Raw genomic sequence first — 19220 nt, 5'->3', positions numbered from 1 at the left:
TAACGGGCAGCGCAGGATTAAGAAACCTAAAACTAGAAAAAATAAAATGGGAGTGATGGATTTGAGGACTGATATAAGTAATTGGATGCCACTAACTGTGTCGGAAATAAATGAAGTGTTTTCTGACATTCCGCTTTGGTGGTGTATCGCTGGCGGTTGGGCCTTAGATTTGCATCTATGTAAGCAGACAAGGGAACATAGTGATATAGATGTTATTATCACTCGTGATGAACAATTAATCGCTTATCAGTATTTAAAGCGAGATTGGATGTTATACAAGGCTGAGGATGGTAAGCTTGATCTTTGGGAAGATGGAGAGTATTTGAATTCGACAAACGACATATGGGTTAGTAAGAGCAGCGAGACGCCTTGGGCTTTTCAAATTATGATAATTGATACCGAAGAAAATTATTGGATTTATAAGAGAGATAAATCAGTTAGAAGGCCAATTGATGAAATTTTTTTGAAAACTGTTGAAGGCATACCTTATTTGAGACCTGAAATCCAACTTCTTCATAAAGCAGGTGGTTCGCAGGTACGAGAAAAGGATTATAATGATTTCCAAACAATGCTTCCGTCACTTCTGCCACAAGAAAAAGCATGGCTGAAATCTTCTTTAAATCGGCAATTTCCAGAAGGTCATGCCTGGGTCAAATTCGTAACATAACTTCGCTAGCAACAAAGGAAGCCACTGAACAAAAGACTTTGACGGAGGAATAACACTGGAAACCTTAAGATGTTACTTGACCGAAATTACCCATGACGATTTTGAAGATGTGAAGAAAATATACGTTAACGATCAGGTTAGAAAATACTTAGGCGGCGTCATTCCTGAAGAACATACACGAGCAAAGTTTAATGATACATTAAATCGTACCTACATTACGGATTCGTGCTTTTGGGTTGTTCGGTTAAAAGCAAACAATCAATTTATCGGGTTGGTATCCTTAGACAAGCATGTTGATGGTGGCACAGAAGTGTCATATGAGTTTCTTCCTAACTGGTGGGGTCAAGGATGCAACTGAAGTAATAAGCCGAGTTATTAAGAACGCCTTCGAGGAGTTGGGAATTGTTAAGCTATTGGCTGAAACTCAGACTGCCAATGTTAGTTCATGTAAACTCTTAGAGCGGGTAGGAATGAAGTTAGAAAGGAAAGTCCAGAGGTTTGGAGCGGAACAAGGAATATTTTCTATTGAAAAACGGAGCTCATTAAACTCACGGAGACGCTAGTGCATTATTTAGACAAGGAAAGATTTATCCCTCCCAATCAAAGCCCGCTTCATTGATGTGTACGACCCAGATGGTCATATGATAAAGGTATCAGGGATGGGATTAACAAGTTTGGAATTAAAGTAACGGGTAACGATAGTTCAGCCATGACAATGCCGCTAGCTCGATCGGCAGCTGTTCTGTACGGAGAGTAGCTAAATAAACAAAATGAGCACTTTCAATTAATGAGTTAGCAGTAATACAGTAGAATAATGCGAGAACAAGGGATGAGGGTTGAATGGACTATGGCTATTAAACTAACGGATAATCGCAAAGTATTCAAGACGGTATACCAGCTAAAAACAAACACAATTGGAATAGTGGAAATACCCGATCTGACGTTCCTTGCAATAGAGGGCGTAGGCCCTTTAGATATCTTAGAGAAAGAACGAAAGTTTGGGGTATTTATTAAAATCCAGAATCAACTTAGATCGTTAACCTCTAAAAGACTGACATACAATTTCAGACAGATGCCCATTGAAATCGAATGGAATCACGAGAATCGAAATGAAGAACGCTCATGGACCGCCATGGTCCAGGTGCCTGATCTAGTCGATGCAGCTTTGTATGAAGAAGCACTAGATAACGTGAGGGAAAAAAATAGGGATAAGGAATATTCAATTCCTAACTTATTAAGACAATCCCAAGGTTTGTGCGCTCAAAAATTACATGTTGGTCACTGGAGGGAAGCCGAAACAACGATTAAACAAATTGAAACCTATGTAAAAGATTACGGTTACAAGCCCAAGGGATTGCACAGAGAAATATATATGAGCGTACGGCATATGAATCCAATGGAAAAATGGCGGACTATTATTAGAGTACCTCTTGAGATTTAAGCTTAACGGATTGATGGCTATATAACACATTTGTACCAGCCTGCCTACCTGGCCGCCTCGCTGAGCTAACGGATGACAAGAGCTGAATACAATATAACACCATGAAGCTGCTGCGGAACGATGCCGGCAGCTCCATTAAGCTATTGGGCAGGGTAACAAAGACAAGCTGAAGAGGTGAAATATGATTCGGGGAGTAATTATCGAAGGGTTGTCTACCGCAGGAAAAACATCAGTATTTTCGGCAATTAAGAGAATACATAGTCAAACACACAATGTTGAAAGAACGATAATTGCAATAAGTGAACACTATTCGCAAGTTTTGCATTCATACCACGGCGTCTTAAGACCGATGGACAAGGATGAGCATATTCAGCTTTTAAATCGTCATGTTGATTATCTTGAGCAACAATACAATTGGATTGATTCCCTTGGTCATACGAAATCATCAAACGGTTTATTTTATCTTTTAGAGAGGTTCCATGTAAATCATCGGGCGGCATTTAAAGATTCTACAGAAATTGAGATGCTGGAAAAACGTCTATCAAAGTTGAATGCACATTGTGTACTCTTAACTTTGTCCCAAGATGCAGTTGAGCCCAGATTTATTGAAAGTCGTAGCGAAGCTTGGAAATCATATGTGATGGAAAACCACTCCACGGTAACGGAGGCATGTCAAAAGTTCTTAGATGATCAGGAAAAACTTCGCATGTGTGCGAAACAATCGCTAATTCCTACTTTAGAGATAAACACAGACGAAGCAGACTGGGATTCTTATGCAAAACGAATACTCATGGAAATAAACTAACGGATACAAGAGTTCAAAAAACTGGCTGCCGCGTGATCGGAAGCCTTTGCTCACCTAACTGGCAGTTTAACGCAATCATGGCTTGTAATTTACGAGCCGGGACAACCACCACAACCTTTTATGCCATTGGTAGCTATTCCCATACCCCCGATATAAGTTCTTTATTTACAATACCTCCACCGATAGTGATTTGATAGCCGTTTATATCCCGAATTGTAAACTCACTCCAATGTTCAGTGTATTTCGGTTCTCTGACGATGGTTACGTTTTTTTCCATAAATTCTTGAGCTAGCAAATCTACGGCATTAGTATAACAATACACATCAAAATATTGTTCCTCATAACTGGAGCTGATTGGTTTCACCTCATCTTCTTGTTTAGCTTCAAAAAGAATGAGAGTCAGTTTATCTCTCGAAACATGGTGGTGCAGTACTTTCGTACCAATCACTTCATGTTTAAAGCCTAATTCGGAATAAAATTGAATGGTTTGCTTCAAGTCCTTTACTAACAAAACGAAAGATGAACCACCAATATTAATTACTGACATAATGAACACTCCCAATATGGAAATTATTACTTAAGGATATTTTAAATCTTGGTCATATTCTTGTAAACCTTTCTATCTAACATAAGTCGGTTTAACAAACACTCAAAAGGTCTAAACTATCCCACCACTCTAGTCCCATCGTCAGAACGCCTAAAACAGCCTTCTAGAATCAGCCAACTGACCTTCTAAGTTGTAGGATAAAATACGGTGAACCATACCATAGTTGAGAATAGGTCATTCCGAGGGAAGGGCAGTTATGCACAATAAAGTCACTTAAAACGTTTACTATAGAACGTATGTACGATACAATATGAGTGTTCTTCAATGAGAACATTATACATACGTAACAAGAACATGTGCTTGGAGGTGGGCTATTAATGGTTGTCCTTTCAATAAAGACTACGTTATCTGAAGAGCGTTTTGAGAAGGAAATTAAAGGACCGTTAGAAAAGTCAATTAAGCACATTAAACTAGCGCATAGATCTTCAGAAGAGAAAGCTGATGTATATCTATTGAGTCAGAATTAACTTGAGCAATTGTTTGAACAAGGTGAATTATCGGACTTTCGTTTGTTAACAAATTCGAATGAAGTTATTCCTGAACGATTCGAACCCAATTTATTTGCCTGGGGAAAAGATGAAAACGGAGCAGTGTACGCATTACCATACAATAATGCCAATGAATTCCCTCTTTTTTACAACAAGAGTATCTTTGATAAGCTTGGCGTTCCATATCCTTCTGACAAAATGACTTGGGAGGATGTTATCGGACTTGCCGAGAAAGTTACTGCGAATATTGATGGAAAAAGAATTCACGGGTTTGACCCGGCTGATTTAGCCCTCATGCGGATGCAGTTGGCTGTACTATATCTTGACTCGAAAACCGGTCAACCCAATTTACTTCACCAGGATTGGATGAAAATAACACGAACTGTCAAGAAAATCTATGCTCTTAAGGAAAATATCCTTCCGGACAAAAAACGCTTGCTTCGGTTTAATGGATACTTTGTCCGTCATCAGACCGTGGCAATGGGAATGATTTGCGCAAGTTGTTTTGACCCCAAAGATCTTAGTTTTGAATGGGATATCGTATCGTATCCAATTTATGAGGATGGACCTGCTTGGAATGCTAATATACCGGGACTTGGACTTGCCATCAGTACGAATTGTTCGGATCCCGACGCAACCATTGAAGTTGTCTCTTATCTGATTTCCGATGATCATCAGAGGAGAAATGCACGCAACGGAATCCGTCCTTCGATAATTGATCCGCGGATTCATGCGGAATTCGGTATGAACAATCCACTTTATTACGGAAAAAATATTGCTTCATTCTCGATACATTCCCCTGCACCTCCGCATAAAAATAAGTTTGAGCGTGACTGGAACGGCTATAACATTATTCGCTCGAGTCTTATAGAAAAATAGAGATTAACACATACGGCACCTAAAACAAAATGGGCAACATGCTCGTTGGTAACGAGAGCTTCATAACAACAGGCTGCCAACATCAACGGCAGCCTGTTGAACTATCGGGCAGACTAGCGGAGGATACCTAACTGGATATAATGCAACCCAGAGTTGCAATAATTACGATATCGCATTCAACTTTCACTCGATTATGGTTCTTTTCTCAGTGTGATATTATTAGCTTGAACTTTAACGAGGAGGTTTGAATTCTTTGCTGGACAATAAGAGGATTGGGAATAACATCTTAAACCTGCGAAAAAAATTAGACTTGACACAGGTGGAGCTTTCCAATTTATTAGGTGTTAGTCATCAAGCAGTATCTAAATGGGAAAATGGTGAGTGTCTACCCGATATCGAAGTATTGTTGAGACTTGCAAAGATTTCCAATACATCAGTTGAAGAGCTTTTGTTGAGTAAACAGCTTTTAAATGATGTTGTTACCGAGGAAATAAACCATCCACATGAAACAAATGATGTTAAATGGGGTAGTGTACTACAAGAAATAAGAAAACAAATATCCTTTCCCAGTTTTAATACATGGTTTAAAAATACGTCCGCGAAATATGAAGATAAGACCTATATCATTTATAGCCCTAATGACTTTTCAACTCAATGGTTATACAGCAGATATTCTTCACTTATCATAAATACACTTGAGGAACTCACAGGTGATTCAAAGTTTAAAATAGAATTTCGAACCTGGACTCAATCAATCAACAACTCTGATATGATTCCAGATAGAGCAAAATTAAACCTTAAGGCAACTGAGGGTTAAAGAGTCATTAAATTAACGGAGACGATAGCACCATGCCAAGACTGCCGGCACAACGGCAGCCTTTATTGAAGTAGCTGGCATGTGACAGCGCGGTGCGGCCGCTTTATCCGACGCCATATTTGGCGAGATACTGCGGATACGAGTGAAGATGAACGGCCCTAGCCTTGCGCTGGGCCTCCTCCCGATGCTCCGGTACCTGCTCCGCCTCGACATAATCGGCCAGCACGTCGATGACGTCGTCGAGCAGCTTCGCCCGAAAATAGAGCTCCAACCGCTCGACGGCCGAAGCGCCTGCTCCTGCCAGCGCCTTCTCCCTCCATATCGGCCATGACGGATCATGCGTTAGTGGCCAAAGCAGTACCGAGTAGTCCATCGCCGCATCGCCCTGGCCGGACAGGTCGTCCCAGTCGATGATCCGGAAGCCGTCCTTGCCGCAAGTTAGTACGTTGTTGCCGTTCAGGTCATTATGAACAACATCGCCCGCAGGGAGTAGAAACTCAGGTGTCTGCCTGACTGTTTCCCTCAGCCTCCCGATCTCTTCCCCGAACCAAGAAATCGTCTCGTCCGACACGAAATCCCTGAGCAGCTCGCGCGACCCGCGGATTCCGTCGAGATCATCCGTAAACCGGGAAATGTACTCGTCCTCGAATGCCTCTGCATAAGTGCGCGTCTCCGCCTTAGGTAGCATTCCGCGAAGACGATCGTCGCAATGGAGCTTCGCGGCGGTCTCCATGACACCCGTCAGCGCGGCCTCGGGATTCCGCGTTTCCGCAAGCGGGGTTGCATCCTCGATATATTCGAAAACAAGGCCGTACGGATACCCTGGCACGATCTCGCGGTCAATCGCATGGACCAGCCTGGGCGCGGCGTAGTGCTCGGCAAGATAATCGCTGACGCCCGCCCACTGCCGTAACCGCGCGGCTTTGCTAGGTGGAGCTAGCTTGACGTGAAGCCGCGTCCGTCTGTCCGTCAAACGAATAGACAAGTTGCCGAAGCCTCCGGGGTTATATATATATGACGCCCGGATTTTATTCGGGCCTATGCGAATCGCATCGGCGTTCGCCGATGCCCACTCCTCAATCATTCGTTCTGCTAGTCGTACCTCCAATCTACACCTTGCCTCCTCGCCATATTCCGGTCTATACCGGATATTTTAACATGGAATTGAGCATTGATGCAGGTAAAGGAAGGTTATAAATCGAATTGAAATATATATTTATTAGTTATACAAAGGGGATCTCATGTTAATGGGATATATGGTTATTTAGTTGATTGAACTAACGGATTACAAGAGCTCAATAAACTACACCATGAGGCTGCCGCGACCGGCAGCCTTTGCTCACCTAACGGGCAGTTAACCACCACTTCCAGGTTAGTATTTGACATACACAGCTGAAGGAAGTTAATGACAATATGTCGAATAGCTTTTCGTGTAGGATGAAAGGGGCGGTGTCAATGAAAAGAATGATTGAGGTAAATATGTTCGGGCACAATTTTGAGGGGATGGCGTTACTGGCCCGATAAACACGCGAAGCCCCTCACATAAGAAAAGGGGCAAAATACATTGAATCAAGTATTGCAAGAAAATCCATTCTTGAAATTGGATCCTCTAAAAGCTTGGGGACCTGCTTCATTCGACATGGCTTTCCCATTGGTCAAAGCTGTAAATATTAGACCCGGTATGCGAGTCCTTGAGGTTGGCGGTGGTTTAGGCCATATTGCTACAACAATTTCCAAGCATTGGAATGTGTCGGTAGTTACTCTTGAACCGTGGGCCGAAAACGGGAACAACGAAATCCAAGCGTATGCAGCGGAGCAAGACGTGGAAAACCAAGTGTTGCAGCTTAAAATAGAGGCGCAGTCAATGCCTTTTGCTGATAATACATTTGATGCCGTCATCAGTATTGGATCGTTTGAGATGATCGGGGATCAACGCCCGTTAGCGTTATCTGAAATGATTCGGGTAGCTAAACCAGGCTCCAGAATCGGAATTGCTGAACCGATGTGCCAGCCAGTCCCAATGCCTGATGAGTTGGTCAAGCTTGACACCGAATTCAGTATGGGATTTCAGGCGTGCTTTAAAACCTTGGATTGGAACTGCAATTTGTTCGCCAGTCAAGGCTTACTCGTTACGGAGAGTTATTATTTCGACGAAGCCTATCAGTGGTGGTTGAATTACCGCGACCTAAGGCGTATTTCTGAAGCTGAGCAAGAATTGATTACGCTTGATAATGGACGATGGATCTCTTTGGGTCTGCTCGTCGGGGAAAAACGAGTATAACTGCATAGAGACCACTCGTTAAAGGGTGGTCTTTTTTTCACGCAATGACATGTAACTAACGGAGAACGATAATTCCATCACGACAGGCTGCCGGATGATCGGCACGCCTGCTCAGCTAACTGGCAGGATAGTTTAATAATAGTTATTTATAACCAGCTATCTAACTACATAATCGAGTAATATATTGGTAATGTCATAATAAAGTAAGGTTGATTTTTGATTTATCTGAATATGAGAATAAACAGGAGGAATGAAGTCTGATTGTTCTAAAAAAAGATGAATATGGGAAGGTAAGACATCTTGTTAAAAGTCAGAACGAGCTCTCAGTGTTTTCGGTTCTAGACGGGGAAATGTTGGGAAAGGTAATGGTCAATTCAGAGAAACACCCGGATGCTGTACTTATTGAAACCAGTGAAACAAAACTATGGCAGGCAGTACCGCCGATGAGGATTTTAACAAGAAAATTTCGAGGATGTTGGATTTTTGGGATAGTGTAACCCCCGATACAGATGAGTGGAGAGAGAAGATAGCGGATATTCATCCTAACCGGTTCATCAGAGAGTATACAAGATATAAGTATACCCTTACCAACGGGGATTTCGTTAAAGCGGAATCCTCTCTTCCTGAGGGATATATTTTGGAATCTGTCAATCTAAAGGAGCTGAAGCACAGAAACTACAGCAATGCGAACAGGATTCAAGATTGGGCAGAGGCATGGGGAAGCGAAGAGAGATTTGATTCATCAGGTTGCGGTTGCTATATTCGTAATGATGATTGCATTGTCAGTTGGTCATTAAGTGACTGTTGCGCAGAGGACAGGATTGCTATAGGAATCCATACTGATCCTAAATACAGGAAAATGGGATTTGCTAAGAAGGTCGTTTCAGCAGTAGTCCAGCGCTGCTTTGAAAAAGGTTATAACCAAATTGAATGGCTGTGCGTCTCATCCAATTCCGGTTCCAAAGCCATTGCGGAGAGTCTAGGTTTTAAGCTGGTGAATAAGTACATCTCCTAATCATGAAACTAAGATAAAAGCTTTCCAAGTCTCCTTTTAAGGTTGATGAACATTTACATCATTGGGACGGGTACGTTAGCTCAATAAAGCAGCCGCAGTCTAAGACTTTATTTTTCAAGTCTTGGTCAGCGGCTGTTTGAACTTTGGGGCCAGTCTAATACTTATTTTGCACGGACAGACGATTTTTCCTCATAAAACTTACGCCATATCAAGCATTCCAGTCTAGTACTTTATTTTTCCCATACATTTATTACAGCAATTAGCGACGGAGTTTTGTCAGCTTATATTCTCCTGTTAGAGGTTTTACCCACCCATCAAAAACAAGGTATAGGAAGTATTTTAGTAAAACACATGCTTAGGAATTGTCGGATATTTGCATGGTGGACCTAATCTGCGATGAAAAAATTGCACATTAAGCTATTGGGCAGATTAACTCGATAAGTAATTTGATGTTAATCCAATCCCCCATCGCCTAAATAGTAACAAACACTTACTAGTAAAGCGTTAATTATTAAAAGGATACTAAATAACGGCAAGACTTCAAGCGGATTAATAAAAAAAATACGCAACCAATTAAATGCGGTGTTCCACCCATTGTAATTCGGATCGTGAAAGTTAGCGATGGACGACCGCCGAGTCTGGGAACGATGCTGCTGCGAAATGTGGTGACCGGCCTAATATATGGGATTACACTCGGCATTGCCGTTATTGTAAGCGCGACGATGGTGGGAGCCCGCGAGGACAAACGGTCACTTCATGATTTTATCGCCGGGACCGAAGTCGTGCATGAAAGGCTCTAACACATTGTAGGTTAAACTAACGGGAGACGTTTGTACAGGAGCTGCTTTACCGCAGTTCCTTTGTTTTATTGAAGTAACGGGCGGTTTAGCCGATATTTTTGGTATTATTAGAACAAGTATGAAATAGGCAAGACAACGAATTTGTTGAGGAGGCAGGAATGGCAACCACAATAGGGCTTATCAGGCATGGGGTCACCGATTGGAATAATCTTGGTAAAGCTCAAGGTATATCCGACATACCTCTAAACGAAGAAGGTATAAAGCAAGCCACGGCATTGGCTTATAGACTTTCTGGAGAAGAATGGGACATTATTTTCTCCAGTAATTTAACAAGAGCAAAGCAAACGGCTGAATTAATTCGGAACTCTCTAGGAGCAGCCTCAGTAATCACTGATGAACGAATTAGAGAAATCAACTGCGGACTGACTGAGGGCACAACCGAGGAAGAACGCATCGCTCGTTGGGGAGTAAAATGGCGTGAACAAAACCTTGGTATGGAAGATTTTCAAATGGTCGCTAAGCGTGGACTAAATTTTCTCGAAGAACTGGTCGTAGAACATACTGATAGAAGAATTTTAATTGTAAGTCATGGAGCATTGATTGGTTTGTCATTACAACATCTATTACCGCAGAGCTTCAAAAAAACGTATATTGATAACACCTCTATAACAATTCTTACTCACAACAATAATAAGTGGGAATGTCAGTTGTATAACTGCACCAAACATCTTTAACAAGTGTAGATTGAACGGGCAGATTAGCTTAATCATAGTCTCCCAGCTTTATGTACTAATACGGCTATTCAACAGAATTCGGTGGAAGTGCTCAACTGTACTTGAGATGAGTCAAACAGAAAAGAAATCTATAGATCATTCGGCTATAGACGAGGGCTACGAATCGTCCTGCCTTACTCAAATGGAACATACCCTATTAAACCTTCAATGACAAAAAGAAATATCCCGTGAGAGGAGTACACGGGATATTTCGTCTTTTCTGCGTTCTTCTGTTAAGATACTCTTCAGCTTAGATTCGAATCGCGTACAATGAACCGCCTTCAATCCGGAACCAGGCGCCATACTGATATTCTCCGCCTTCCGGACCGCTGAAGACATGCTCCCGGTATTCAAACTTCCCCGAACCGGATACAGGCACATGTTTATTCACTTGAGCGGAATAAAGATACGTCTTGGTGTTAGTGTAGCTTCCCGAGGACACCGTGTATACCAAAGAGCCGTCCGCGCCCAACTGGTTGATAGCGAGACCATCTCTGTTATACCACGACTGTTTCCACGTATTCTCTGGGGTTTCGAAAATTGGTTTGGTTTCGCCTTTCGGCGATCGGAGATACAAGGTCCAATTATCTTTTTCTAAATTATACTCCTGATAAGCAATCCATCCGTTGTTGATCTGATAGGTTGCTCTTGGGTCGGAAAAAAAGTCAGAATAAAAAGGATTTATCGCTAATGTGGTAACCTTGTCATCGGCGCTGCGAACACGGAGCGACCACTTGTAACCTCCGTTATACAACATGAGTACCTTATAGATGATGTTTTTTCCGTCCGTCAAAGCCCCGGAGTATGTGTAGTAGTTGGGTGAAGGCGGCACATACGTCGTTAACGTACCGTCCGGAAGCGACTTGTAGAGGTTCGATTGATTAGTTTGGGACGTATAAACCACCATTCCGTCGGCTGACAGATCAAAGCGGTTCCTGCCATTTTCAAAATTAGAATTCGGCAATGAACGGTACTCTCCCGTAGTTAAATCCACAACGTTGCTCCTTAATACCGCAAAATTCCCTTTTACTTCGTTCAGAAACTGCTGCTTCTCCCCAATCTGTCGAACCGCACCGTCCTTCCAATAGTACGTAATGAAATCTCCGGATCCGTTTGTCGACCATAAGGTATAAACAACGCCTTCAGCGGATAACTTCGCTGGTAGCGTCTGCCGTCCATAATAACTTTCAAGCGCTGTCGACCAACCTATAATATAATCGGACCCGGTGGCATCGTGAACCTTCGCTTGGCTTCCATCCTTTCGATTGTACAGCCAGAGCACCTTATCGCCGGTTTGTTTCCACAAAATACGATTTTGGTCAAAGTCGAGAATGGTTCCGTTAAACCGGTAAAGCAGCGTTTCGGAACCGGACTCGGCGGCGGCTGCTTGAAAGGGCAGAAGCACCGTCAGCAGCAAAAATCCACAAACCAAAAGCATAAACCGTCGTCTCATCTCATTTCCCTCCAGTGGACGATTTTCTTTAAATCTACCATAATTCGGAAAAGATGAAATTACTCCAACGATCCATATTAAATGACCTATATTGTGCGACCAGAGCCAATGATAAACTAATCCTATCTTTAATGAAAATTCGTTTAGCCGATTTTTCTGGATAGGATTAGTGTGGGCTTTTTTAATATTGGCAAGGGGAGCGTTGCTTTTTGATAAAGTAATGTAGCTCTTTGTTCGTGCATGCCTGCCTCCTATCCCGTAATGTCGGAAGGTGGCTTTTTTGTGTTCGCTAAAAGGATTGTTTTAAGCGAAGGAGGAATTACTTTGTTTAATGTATTTGAGGTTGAGTACGAACACCGAAAAAGTTTTAGCGACGAGGGTGTAATCCAAATAGCTCTTGCTAACATTTACCTCACCATTTTTACGTAAGAAGGGGTATGCAAGTGCATTAGTAGCTGAATTATGTTTGATATTAGGCCAAAATGGCTTGGTTCCAAAGTTATATGCAGATTTAAAAAATCCGGATTCAAATAAGATCTACAAAAACATAGGTTTTGTGGAGGCCGGTAAAATCGCTGACATCAGATTTCATGATTACTATAAATGGAGGTCAAAACATGGCGCTTCAACCCAGATGGGGCAGCGTTTGTTACCCAACGTACATCTGTTGTGATTCAGCTGCTCCACCACTTTAAAATTGTGCTGTGTTAATCTTTCAGTTGGACTTTTTGGTTATTCTTAGAATTGCCTGCATAAGCAAAAAGTGGTTCACTAAGTTTGAATTCAAAGGCTTCTCTGTCAACTCTACCAACAGTCATGTTGCTATCATAAAGCTGCAAGAGAAAATTGGCCATTTCATCGCTTGTGTGGTAAGTACTAAAAATTTTGTCATAGTCATACTCGCTCGTATTGTTTGCCACTTTTCCAAATTCGCTTTTGGTTGCCGCTGGTGCCAAAACTTTAGCTTGCAATTTTGCATTGGCGGCTTTCAGTTCATGGGCCAATCCCTCGGTAAATGCACTGACAAAAAACTTGGAAGCACAGTAGGTAACGGCCGTTGGCACGATTGTGTATCCACCGGCTGAAGAAATATTGATTAATTGTGCACCATCCACGTCTCTATAATCACGTACATACAAGGACGAAAAGATAGTTAGGGCTTCCACGTTTAGGCGCAGCATTGTTTCAATCTTTTCCAAGTCTTGACCGGACACACTGTCATAGCTACCGACACCTGCATTATTAATCCATGTTTCGATTTGATACGGATTTAACTCTCGATAGAGTTGATGGGCGTTTTGACTGACGGATACATCGACTGCTTTTATCACAATATCCAGCTCAGGAATTTCCTGCAAGATTTCTCTTTTCAGTTCGTTCAGATTGTTTTCACGGCGAGCAACAAGTATGATATTTTTCTTACGTTTTGCGAAAGCCTTGGCTGTCGCGTAACCTATACCAGAGCTTGCTCCGGTAATAACTGTATATTTCCCCTGTGTATCCATATTAATCTTCCCCTTTAACTTGGCATACTGACCCCTTAATTCGGCATCCTTATTATGCAACAAATGAAAAGGCGACCGTTATCTCATTCTTCTCAAATGATTGCCTAATCCTCTCACAGCCATTTACGTTACGTTCGAATATGAAATATGATGGAACTGTCAAGGATGGAGGAACAAGGAGGATCTTATGTCTGAACGAATATATAAACAGCAGGAGGAGCTTGCCAAACTCATTGAGCGTTATTCAGGCCGGGACGGTGTTCACGCGACTGCTATTCCGTCTTTATTTTTCACTCGTCGATCTAATGTTACTGGATCAAATTTTGGAGTTTACAATCCTTCCTTTTGCATTGTCGTTCAGGGTGTGAAGGAGGTATTGCTGGCACAGGAGCGCTTTAGATACGGTCCTGCCGATTACCTTGTCGCATCCGTTGACTTGCCGGTTACCGGCCAAGTCATGGAAGCCTCTTCCCAAGTTCCGTATTTGTCTCTCAAACTTGAATTTACCACGAGTCAAATCTTAGAGATTTTAAGCGATTCTGAAATTCGAGTTGGCCCGAAAGAAAACGCTAAGCGAGGAATGTTTGTCAGCCGGATGGAATTATCTTTGTTGGATGCGGTAAACAGGTTAGCTCGTTTGCTAGACAATCCTAAGGATATCCCGGTACTTGCTCCTCTCTTCACGAAGGAAATTCTCTATAGGGTTCTGCAAGGGCAGCATGGTGTTGTGCTGGAACAAATTGCAATAGAAGGAAGCAGTACCAAACGAATTAGAGACGTTATCGAACATATCATGAATAACTATGATAGGTCTTTTCGGATTGAGGAGCTTGCGGAAATAGCGAATATTAGTGTTTCTTCGCTTCATAGGCACTTTAAAGAGGTAACCGCTATGAGCCCTATTCAGTTCCAAAAACAACTGAGACTGCAGGAAGCACGGCGTCTGTTATTATCCGAGTCAACGGATGCCGCGGATGTCGCATTCCGGGTAGGTTATGAAAGTCCGTCGCAATTCAGCCGTGAATATTCCCGAATGTTTGGTTTTTCACCTATACAAGATATAAAGCACCTGAGGGCAATCTTTATTCACTAATGTATATCTTATGGTCAAACTGTAAATGACATCAGTTGATATGGGGTTATTGAATATAAAAAAGGCGGCCATCCTGTACCGGCTGCCCTCTGTTCGCGAATGGTTAATCGCCCATCTTTTGAGCAGGGGAGTGCCTTGACAGGTTACGGAGGGATATAGAAATAAGGACTTCACTAAACCGAGGNGGTTAATCGCCCATCTTTTGAGCAGGGGAGTGCCTTGACAGGTTACGGAGGGATATAGAAATAAGGACTTCACTAAACCGAGGGACGGAGACGAGAGCGCAGCGATGGAACCGATCCATCGCTTTTTTTGCATGATCAGACAATTTACTCAACAAACGGAGGATAGTGCGGTCATGTGAATGATGTAATTGCAATTTTCGTATAGATTTAAAGCGATCAAAGAGGTTCATTGTTCGATAATAAGGAGGTGTCCAAAATGGAGAACAATAGACAACCACGTATTGGAATGCTTTGGGGCGATTTTCCTTGGACTTCAGCCCCCAAAAAATTAGGGAAACTTTGGAGTATGGGAAGAGTGGCGCGTGATGTAACTCGGGCAATCAGCAGCAACATGGAAATAGTACCTTATCAGCCACCAGAAAATAATAATGATGAACGTGAAGCAATGGCATCATTTCTTAAAAAAATTGATATTCTTTGGGCAGATATATACCCACACAGTGCCTTTGCACTCAATCTTCGTGATGAATTAGGTGTTGACATCCCAGCTATCTTGTTTGCAGGAGGTGCATTACCAAAGGGGGCAGAAGCAATGCTTTTTCCCTGGCAACATATACTTCGCTCGGATGATGCGCTTCTTTTCACCTGTCAAGCAGATCAAGACATTTGGAGTCGTCTCGTTGCGTGGAGTAATTTAAAGCAATGGGTAATTCCCCTCAGTGTCGACGAGACGGTATTTTATCCTCGTTGTATGGATGAACGGGAAGAAACGCGAAAAAAATATTCAGTACCGTCCGATGCACTGATTTTACTTTACGTCGGACGGCTAAATATTCAAAAGAATATCCATACATTACTTTATATGTTTAAAGCAGTGAATGATCAAATATCAAACTCTTACCTTTGTATTGTTGGTGAGGAAGATGATATTTCTTTAGGAGAGTTTCGTGTTCGTAATACTGGGTATCTAGAATGGCTATGTTCAATCGCAAACAACTTGGGAATTACGGAAAAAGTAAAATTTGTTGGTCCTCTTTTTGGCGAAGATCTAGCTCGAATGTATTCAGCCGCAAATGTTGTGGTTAATTTTGGTTTTTATCATCGTGAAAACTTCGGTCTGTCACAAGCGGAAGCAGCTGCGTGTGGTGTCCCTGTAGTATGCACTTCATGGGGTGGATTCAAGGATGTAGTACAAGATGGTCAAACAGGGTATTTCGTCGATGCAGTATTGACGAAAAATGGGATTCGGGTGGATTGGGCTCACGGTGCCAATCAGGTAATAAAATTATTGCAACAGCGTAGTCTTCGAGAGGAAATGGGAAGAAAGGCAACCGCCTATTCTTTACAGCACTTTAGTATAGCTGCGCTCACAAGAAATCTAACAAAGATGGTGAATGAGGTACTACTCCGTAAAGATAATACAAATAGAATGTCATCTCTGGCATATAAGCCTAGTGAATTTGCCGAAAGGTATGAAGTCCACAAACGATCATCTGGATGGAATGCACCAAGCATTAAACCCCCTCAATGGTATCCACCCATGTTCCAGGGAAGAGAATACGAATTATATGAAATACTAATGGAACCGTACTCAACGTATCTTGCAGAAAAATGGGAAATGGATTTCATTCATCCAGAGCAAGTGCCATACTTTCCATCACCAGTAGTACTCGACTCAACTCGCTTATTGATTTCGAATGAAGATCCGATTTGGGCACATCGACGCTTTCTATTACGGGAGGAGTGGGAAGTTTTAAAATATGTTGATGGTAGTCGTACGTTGAAAGAGATTGCTGAATTGTCGGGAAATGATCTTTCAGTGTGCATCACAATTTTGTGGGTTACATATGTTGAGGGATTTATCCTTTTTACAAAAGCTATATAAGTCGGATATATTGTTTCGCCGAGGGACGGTTACGATAGTTGCGGCAACGGTTTCGCGACGAGGCCGGGTTGTTTGCAAGAAAATATACATGTTGATTCGAGAGAAAAGGGATATGTTTTCCCATTTCTCAATGCCCAATAGTGCGGAGTTAATTATTTGTTGCTTGAATGAAGGGGAGCACAGCAGCGAAGGACGCATCTGCGTCCCGGTCTGCCGTTTCAGAATGTTGCTTATGATTCGAAAATCTTAGCGTATTCCCCGTATCCTTCGGCTTCGAGCTTGTCTTTTGGCACGAATCGAAGCGCGGCGGAGTTGATGCAATACCGGAGGCCGGTTGGTTGCGGTCCATCTTCAAACAGATGACCAAGGTGAGAATCGGCTGCCTTGCTGCGGACCTCGGTCCGAATCATATTATGGCTGACGTCAATATGCTCCGTAACGCCCGCCTCTTCGATCGGCTTCGTGAAAGACGGCCAGCCGCAGTGCGCATCGAACTTGTCGCGGGAGCTGAATAGCGGCTCGCCGGAGACAATATCGACGTAGATGCCTTCCTCTTTATGATCCCAGTATTCGTTGCGAAACGGAGGCTCGGTCGCGTTGTTTTGAGTAACTTCGTATTGCATTGGAGAGAGACGGCGTTTCAGTTCTTCGTCCTTCGCCCGGTCCTTCCATGCTTCCTTGATGAACCGTTCCCGGCCTGAGCCCGCGAAATACGCTTTATACCGTACCGGATTGGTTTTGTAATAATGTTGATGATATGCCTCGGCCGGGTAAAACGTAGCCGCCGGAAGAATCGGCGTGACGATCGGCTTTGCGAATCGACCGCTCTCGGTCAGGCGGCGTTTCGACTCATCCGCGACCGCTCGCTGCTCTTCGTCGTGCACGAAGATGGCCGTGCGGTAGGAGTGGCCGCGGTCGCCGAATTGGCCGCCGGGGTCGGTCGGATCGATTTGCCGCCAGAAAAGCTCGAGCAGCCGTCCATAAGGAAATATGTGGGGATCGTACGTGATCTGCACCGCTTCGTAATGGCCCGTCGTATCGGAGCACACCTGCTCGTACGTAGGGTTTTCGACATGGCCGCCGGTATAACCGGAGACGACGGAGTGAATGCCGGGCTCTTCGTCGAACGGCTTCACCATGCACCAGAAGCAGCCACCGGCGAATGTAGCCAGTTTAAGCGTATCGCTCATCGATTTGACACCTCGTTATATTTTGACTAACTGTCACCGAAATTTTATCAGATAACGCGACATATGCAAATTGCTCGCTTCGCACGATAAGGCAAGAAAGGAATTAGGCCGTCGAGAGGGCTCGACGGCCTGAGGCTCAGCGGTCGCCGCAAACGTCCGCCAAGATTTCGAACGAACGCAGCCTGGCCGAATGATCGTAAATTTGCCCAGAGGCGATGATTTCGTCAGCTCGCGTCATTTCTACGATGGTGGCAACGCCCTCGCGCACCGCGTCAGGATCACCCGCCACCGTGTACTTCAGCTGGCTCTTGACCATCTCTTTCTCGTATTCACTCCAGAACTGATCCATCGAGTCCACCGGCGGGGAGAGCAAGCCGCTGCGACCGCGAATGATGTTCAGGAACGCAAGCTGGTGTGACGTCGAGAGCCGCTTCGCTTCCTCGTTTGTATCGGCTGCGACGACGTTGATCGCGACCATAGCGTATGGTTTGTCGAGTGTTCCCGATGGGCGGAAGCTGCTGCGGTAAAGCTCCAGAGCGGGCAACAGGTAATCCGGCGCGAAATGGCTGGCGAACGCGAAAGGCAGACCCAGCTCGCCGGCGAGCCGGGCGCTGAAGCCGCTAGACCCGAGCAGCCAGATCGGAATGTCCAGTCCTTCGCCTGGGTGCGCGCGCACGCTCTTTGCACCTGGAGCGGGCGAGAAGTATCCGCGTAGCTCTTCGAGCAGTTGCGGGAAATCCTGGCCGTCATGGTTAAGTCCGCGACGCAACGCTCGTGCCGTCAGTTGATCGGAGCCGGGCGCGCGCCCGAGTCCGAGATCTATGCGTCCGGGGTACATCGACTCGAGCGTGCCGAACTGCTCGGCGATTACGAGCGGAGCGTGGTTCGGCAGCATAATGCCGCCGGAACCGACACGAATCTTCGAAGTACCTGCCGCGACGTAGCCGATGACGACGGACGTCGCGGAACTGGCGATGCCGGGTATGTTATGGTGCTCCGCAAGCCAATACCGGCGATAGCCCCAGCGCTCCACGTGACGCGCGAGGTCGAGGGTATTGCGAAACGTGTCGGCCGCCGTACCGCCATGTACCACGGGCGCTAAATCCAACACGGATAATACAGTCATGGGGGATCCCTCCGCAAGCATAAAGTTGACTTCATAAACTGTTGATTATACTGTAACAGATATGGTCACAGTTCGCAAACGCGGGCCGCGAAGAAAAAACGATGCACCGAAGAATTAAAACCTTTTGTTACACCTTACCATGTTGATGGTAGCGGTTATTGTTATGGTCAATAACTAAAGGAATTAAGCTATCGAGCAGTTTAATGTGAC

The 19220-nt window shown here is 44.0% G+C and carries 18 protein-coding genes and 2 pseudogenes; 14 read left to right on the top strand and 6 right to left on the bottom strand.

What is annotated here, in order from left to right:
* Window positions 1-97: 97 nt before the first annotated feature.
* The 4 genes and pseudogenes from JET16_RS12845 (at window position 98) to JET16_RS12830 (ending at window position 2913) form a co-directional block, all read left to right on the top strand.
* Complete coding sequence (locus JET16_RS12845) at window positions 98-667, top strand: nucleotidyltransferase domain-containing protein (protein ID WP_325176682.1); 570 nt, start codon at window positions 98-100, stop codon at window positions 665-667.
* Window positions 668-776: 109 nt separating this feature from the next.
* A pseudogene (locus JET16_RS12840) lies at window positions 777-1230 on the top strand (GNAT family N-acetyltransferase).
* 284 nt (window positions 1231-1514) lie between these two features.
* Window positions 1515-2108: a GyrI-like domain-containing protein gene (locus JET16_RS12835; protein WP_199616421.1), complete on the top strand. Its 594-nt coding sequence runs from the start codon at window positions 1515-1517 to the stop codon at window positions 2106-2108.
* Window positions 2109-2289: 181 nt separating this feature from the next.
* The gene (locus tag JET16_RS12830) at window positions 2290-2913 is read left to right on the top strand and encodes a hypothetical protein (protein ID WP_199616420.1); all 624 of its coding nucleotides are present in this window, start codon (window positions 2290-2292) and stop codon (window positions 2911-2913) included.
* A gap of 133 nt (window positions 2914-3046) precedes the next feature.
* On the opposite strand, the gene JET16_RS12825 is transcribed toward JET16_RS12830, so the two are convergent.
* On the bottom strand, window positions 3047-3460 hold the full coding sequence (locus JET16_RS12825; protein ID WP_199616419.1) for a VOC family protein: 414 nt from the start codon (window positions 3458-3460) through the stop codon (window positions 3047-3049).
* A gap of 536 nt (window positions 3461-3996) precedes the next feature.
* Here JET16_RS12825 and JET16_RS12820 point away from each other — a divergent pair.
* Window positions 3997-4887: an ABC transporter substrate-binding protein gene (locus JET16_RS12820; protein WP_199616417.1), complete on the top strand. Its 891-nt coding sequence runs from the start codon at window positions 3997-3999 to the stop codon at window positions 4885-4887.
* A 253-nt stretch (window positions 4888-5140) separates the two neighbouring features.
* A complete protein-coding gene (locus JET16_RS12815; protein WP_199616415.1) occupies window positions 5141-5704 on the top strand; it encodes a helix-turn-helix transcriptional regulator in 564 nt (187 codons plus the stop codon).
* Window positions 5705-5807: 103 nt separating this feature from the next.
* On the opposite strand, the gene JET16_RS12810 is transcribed toward JET16_RS12815, so the two are convergent.
* A complete protein-coding gene (locus tag JET16_RS12810) occupies window positions 5808-6812 on the bottom strand; it encodes an aminoglycoside phosphotransferase family protein (RefSeq protein ID WP_199616413.1) in 1005 nt (334 codons plus the stop codon).
* A gap of 456 nt (window positions 6813-7268) precedes the next feature.
* On the opposite strand from JET16_RS12810, the gene JET16_RS12805 reads away from it, so the two are divergent.
* The 5 genes and pseudogenes from JET16_RS12805 to JET16_RS12785 all read left to right on the top strand — a co-directional run bounded on the left by JET16_RS12805 (window position 7269) and on the right by JET16_RS12785 (window position 10534).
* A complete protein-coding gene (locus JET16_RS12805; protein ID WP_199616411.1) occupies window positions 7269-7985 on the top strand; it encodes a class I SAM-dependent methyltransferase in 717 nt (238 codons plus the stop codon).
* Between the two features lie 424 nt (window positions 7986-8409).
* The gene (locus JET16_RS12800; protein ID WP_199616409.1) at window positions 8410-9000 is read left to right on the top strand and encodes a GNAT family N-acetyltransferase; all 591 of its coding nucleotides are present in this window, start codon (window positions 8410-8412) and stop codon (window positions 8998-9000) included.
* Window positions 9001-9273: 273 nt separating this feature from the next.
* Window positions 9274-9390: a GNAT family N-acetyltransferase gene (locus JET16_RS31120; protein ID WP_407673134.1), complete on the top strand. Its 117-nt coding sequence runs from the start codon at window positions 9274-9276 to the stop codon at window positions 9388-9390.
* Between the two features lie 209 nt (window positions 9391-9599).
* Window positions 9600-9800: pseudogene (locus JET16_RS12790) on the top strand (RDD family protein); the annotation flags it as partial.
* A gap of 158 nt (window positions 9801-9958) precedes the next feature.
* Window positions 9959-10534, top strand: a complete 576-nt coding sequence (locus tag JET16_RS12785) for a histidine phosphatase family protein (RefSeq protein WP_199616407.1) — start codon at window positions 9959-9961, stop codon at window positions 10532-10534.
* 289 nt (window positions 10535-10823) lie between these two features.
* On the opposite strand, the gene JET16_RS12780 is transcribed toward JET16_RS12785, so the two are convergent.
* On the bottom strand, window positions 10824-12026 hold the full coding sequence (locus JET16_RS12780; protein WP_199616405.1) for a hypothetical protein: 1203 nt from the start codon (window positions 12024-12026) through the stop codon (window positions 10824-10826).
* A 397-nt stretch (window positions 12027-12423) separates the two neighbouring features.
* Between JET16_RS12780 and JET16_RS12775 the strand changes: the two genes are divergently transcribed.
* Window positions 12424-12699 (top strand): GNAT family N-acetyltransferase, encoded by a 276-nt coding sequence (locus JET16_RS12775; protein WP_199616404.1) that lies wholly within the window; start codon window positions 12424-12426, stop codon window positions 12697-12699.
* A 34-nt stretch (window positions 12700-12733) separates the two neighbouring features.
* Here the strand turns inward: JET16_RS12775 and JET16_RS12770 are convergent, their stop codons facing one another.
* Window positions 12734-13531, bottom strand: a complete 798-nt coding sequence (locus JET16_RS12770) for an SDR family NAD(P)-dependent oxidoreductase (RefSeq protein WP_199616402.1) — start codon at window positions 13529-13531, stop codon at window positions 12734-12736.
* Window positions 13532-13718: 187 nt separating this feature from the next.
* Between JET16_RS12770 and JET16_RS12765 the strand changes: the two genes are divergently transcribed.
* Both JET16_RS12765 and JET16_RS12760 read left to right on the top strand, forming a co-directional pair.
* The gene (locus tag JET16_RS12765; protein ID WP_199616400.1) at window positions 13719-14624 is read left to right on the top strand and encodes an AraC family transcriptional regulator; all 906 of its coding nucleotides are present in this window, start codon (window positions 13719-13721) and stop codon (window positions 14622-14624) included.
* 441 nt (window positions 14625-15065) lie between these two features.
* Window positions 15066-16694, top strand: a complete 1629-nt coding sequence (locus JET16_RS12760; protein ID WP_199616398.1) for a glycosyltransferase family 4 protein — start codon at window positions 15066-15068, stop codon at window positions 16692-16694.
* 230 nt (window positions 16695-16924) lie between these two features.
* Here the strand turns inward: JET16_RS12760 and msrB are convergent, their stop codons facing one another.
* Window positions 16925-17884, bottom strand: a complete 960-nt coding sequence (gene msrB, locus JET16_RS12755; RefSeq protein ID WP_199616396.1) for a peptide-methionine (R)-S-oxide reductase MsrB — start codon at window positions 17882-17884, stop codon at window positions 16925-16927.
* A gap of 136 nt (window positions 17885-18020) precedes the next feature.
* Window positions 18021-19010, bottom strand: coding sequence for an LLM class flavin-dependent oxidoreductase (locus JET16_RS12750; RefSeq protein ID WP_233531468.1), 990 nt, complete (start codon window positions 19008-19010; stop codon window positions 18021-18023).
* Window positions 19011-19220 lie beyond the last annotated feature (210 nt).

Origin of the sequence: Paenibacillus alkalitolerans, from assembly GCF_016482785.1 — a bacterium.
In the GTDB taxonomy this organism is placed as follows: domain Bacteria; phylum Bacillota; class Bacilli; order Paenibacillales; family YIM-B00363; genus Paenibacillus_AE; species Paenibacillus_AE alkalitolerans.
Note: the sequence above shows the minus strand (reverse complement) of the source record. Positions and strands in the feature narration are given on the sequence as shown.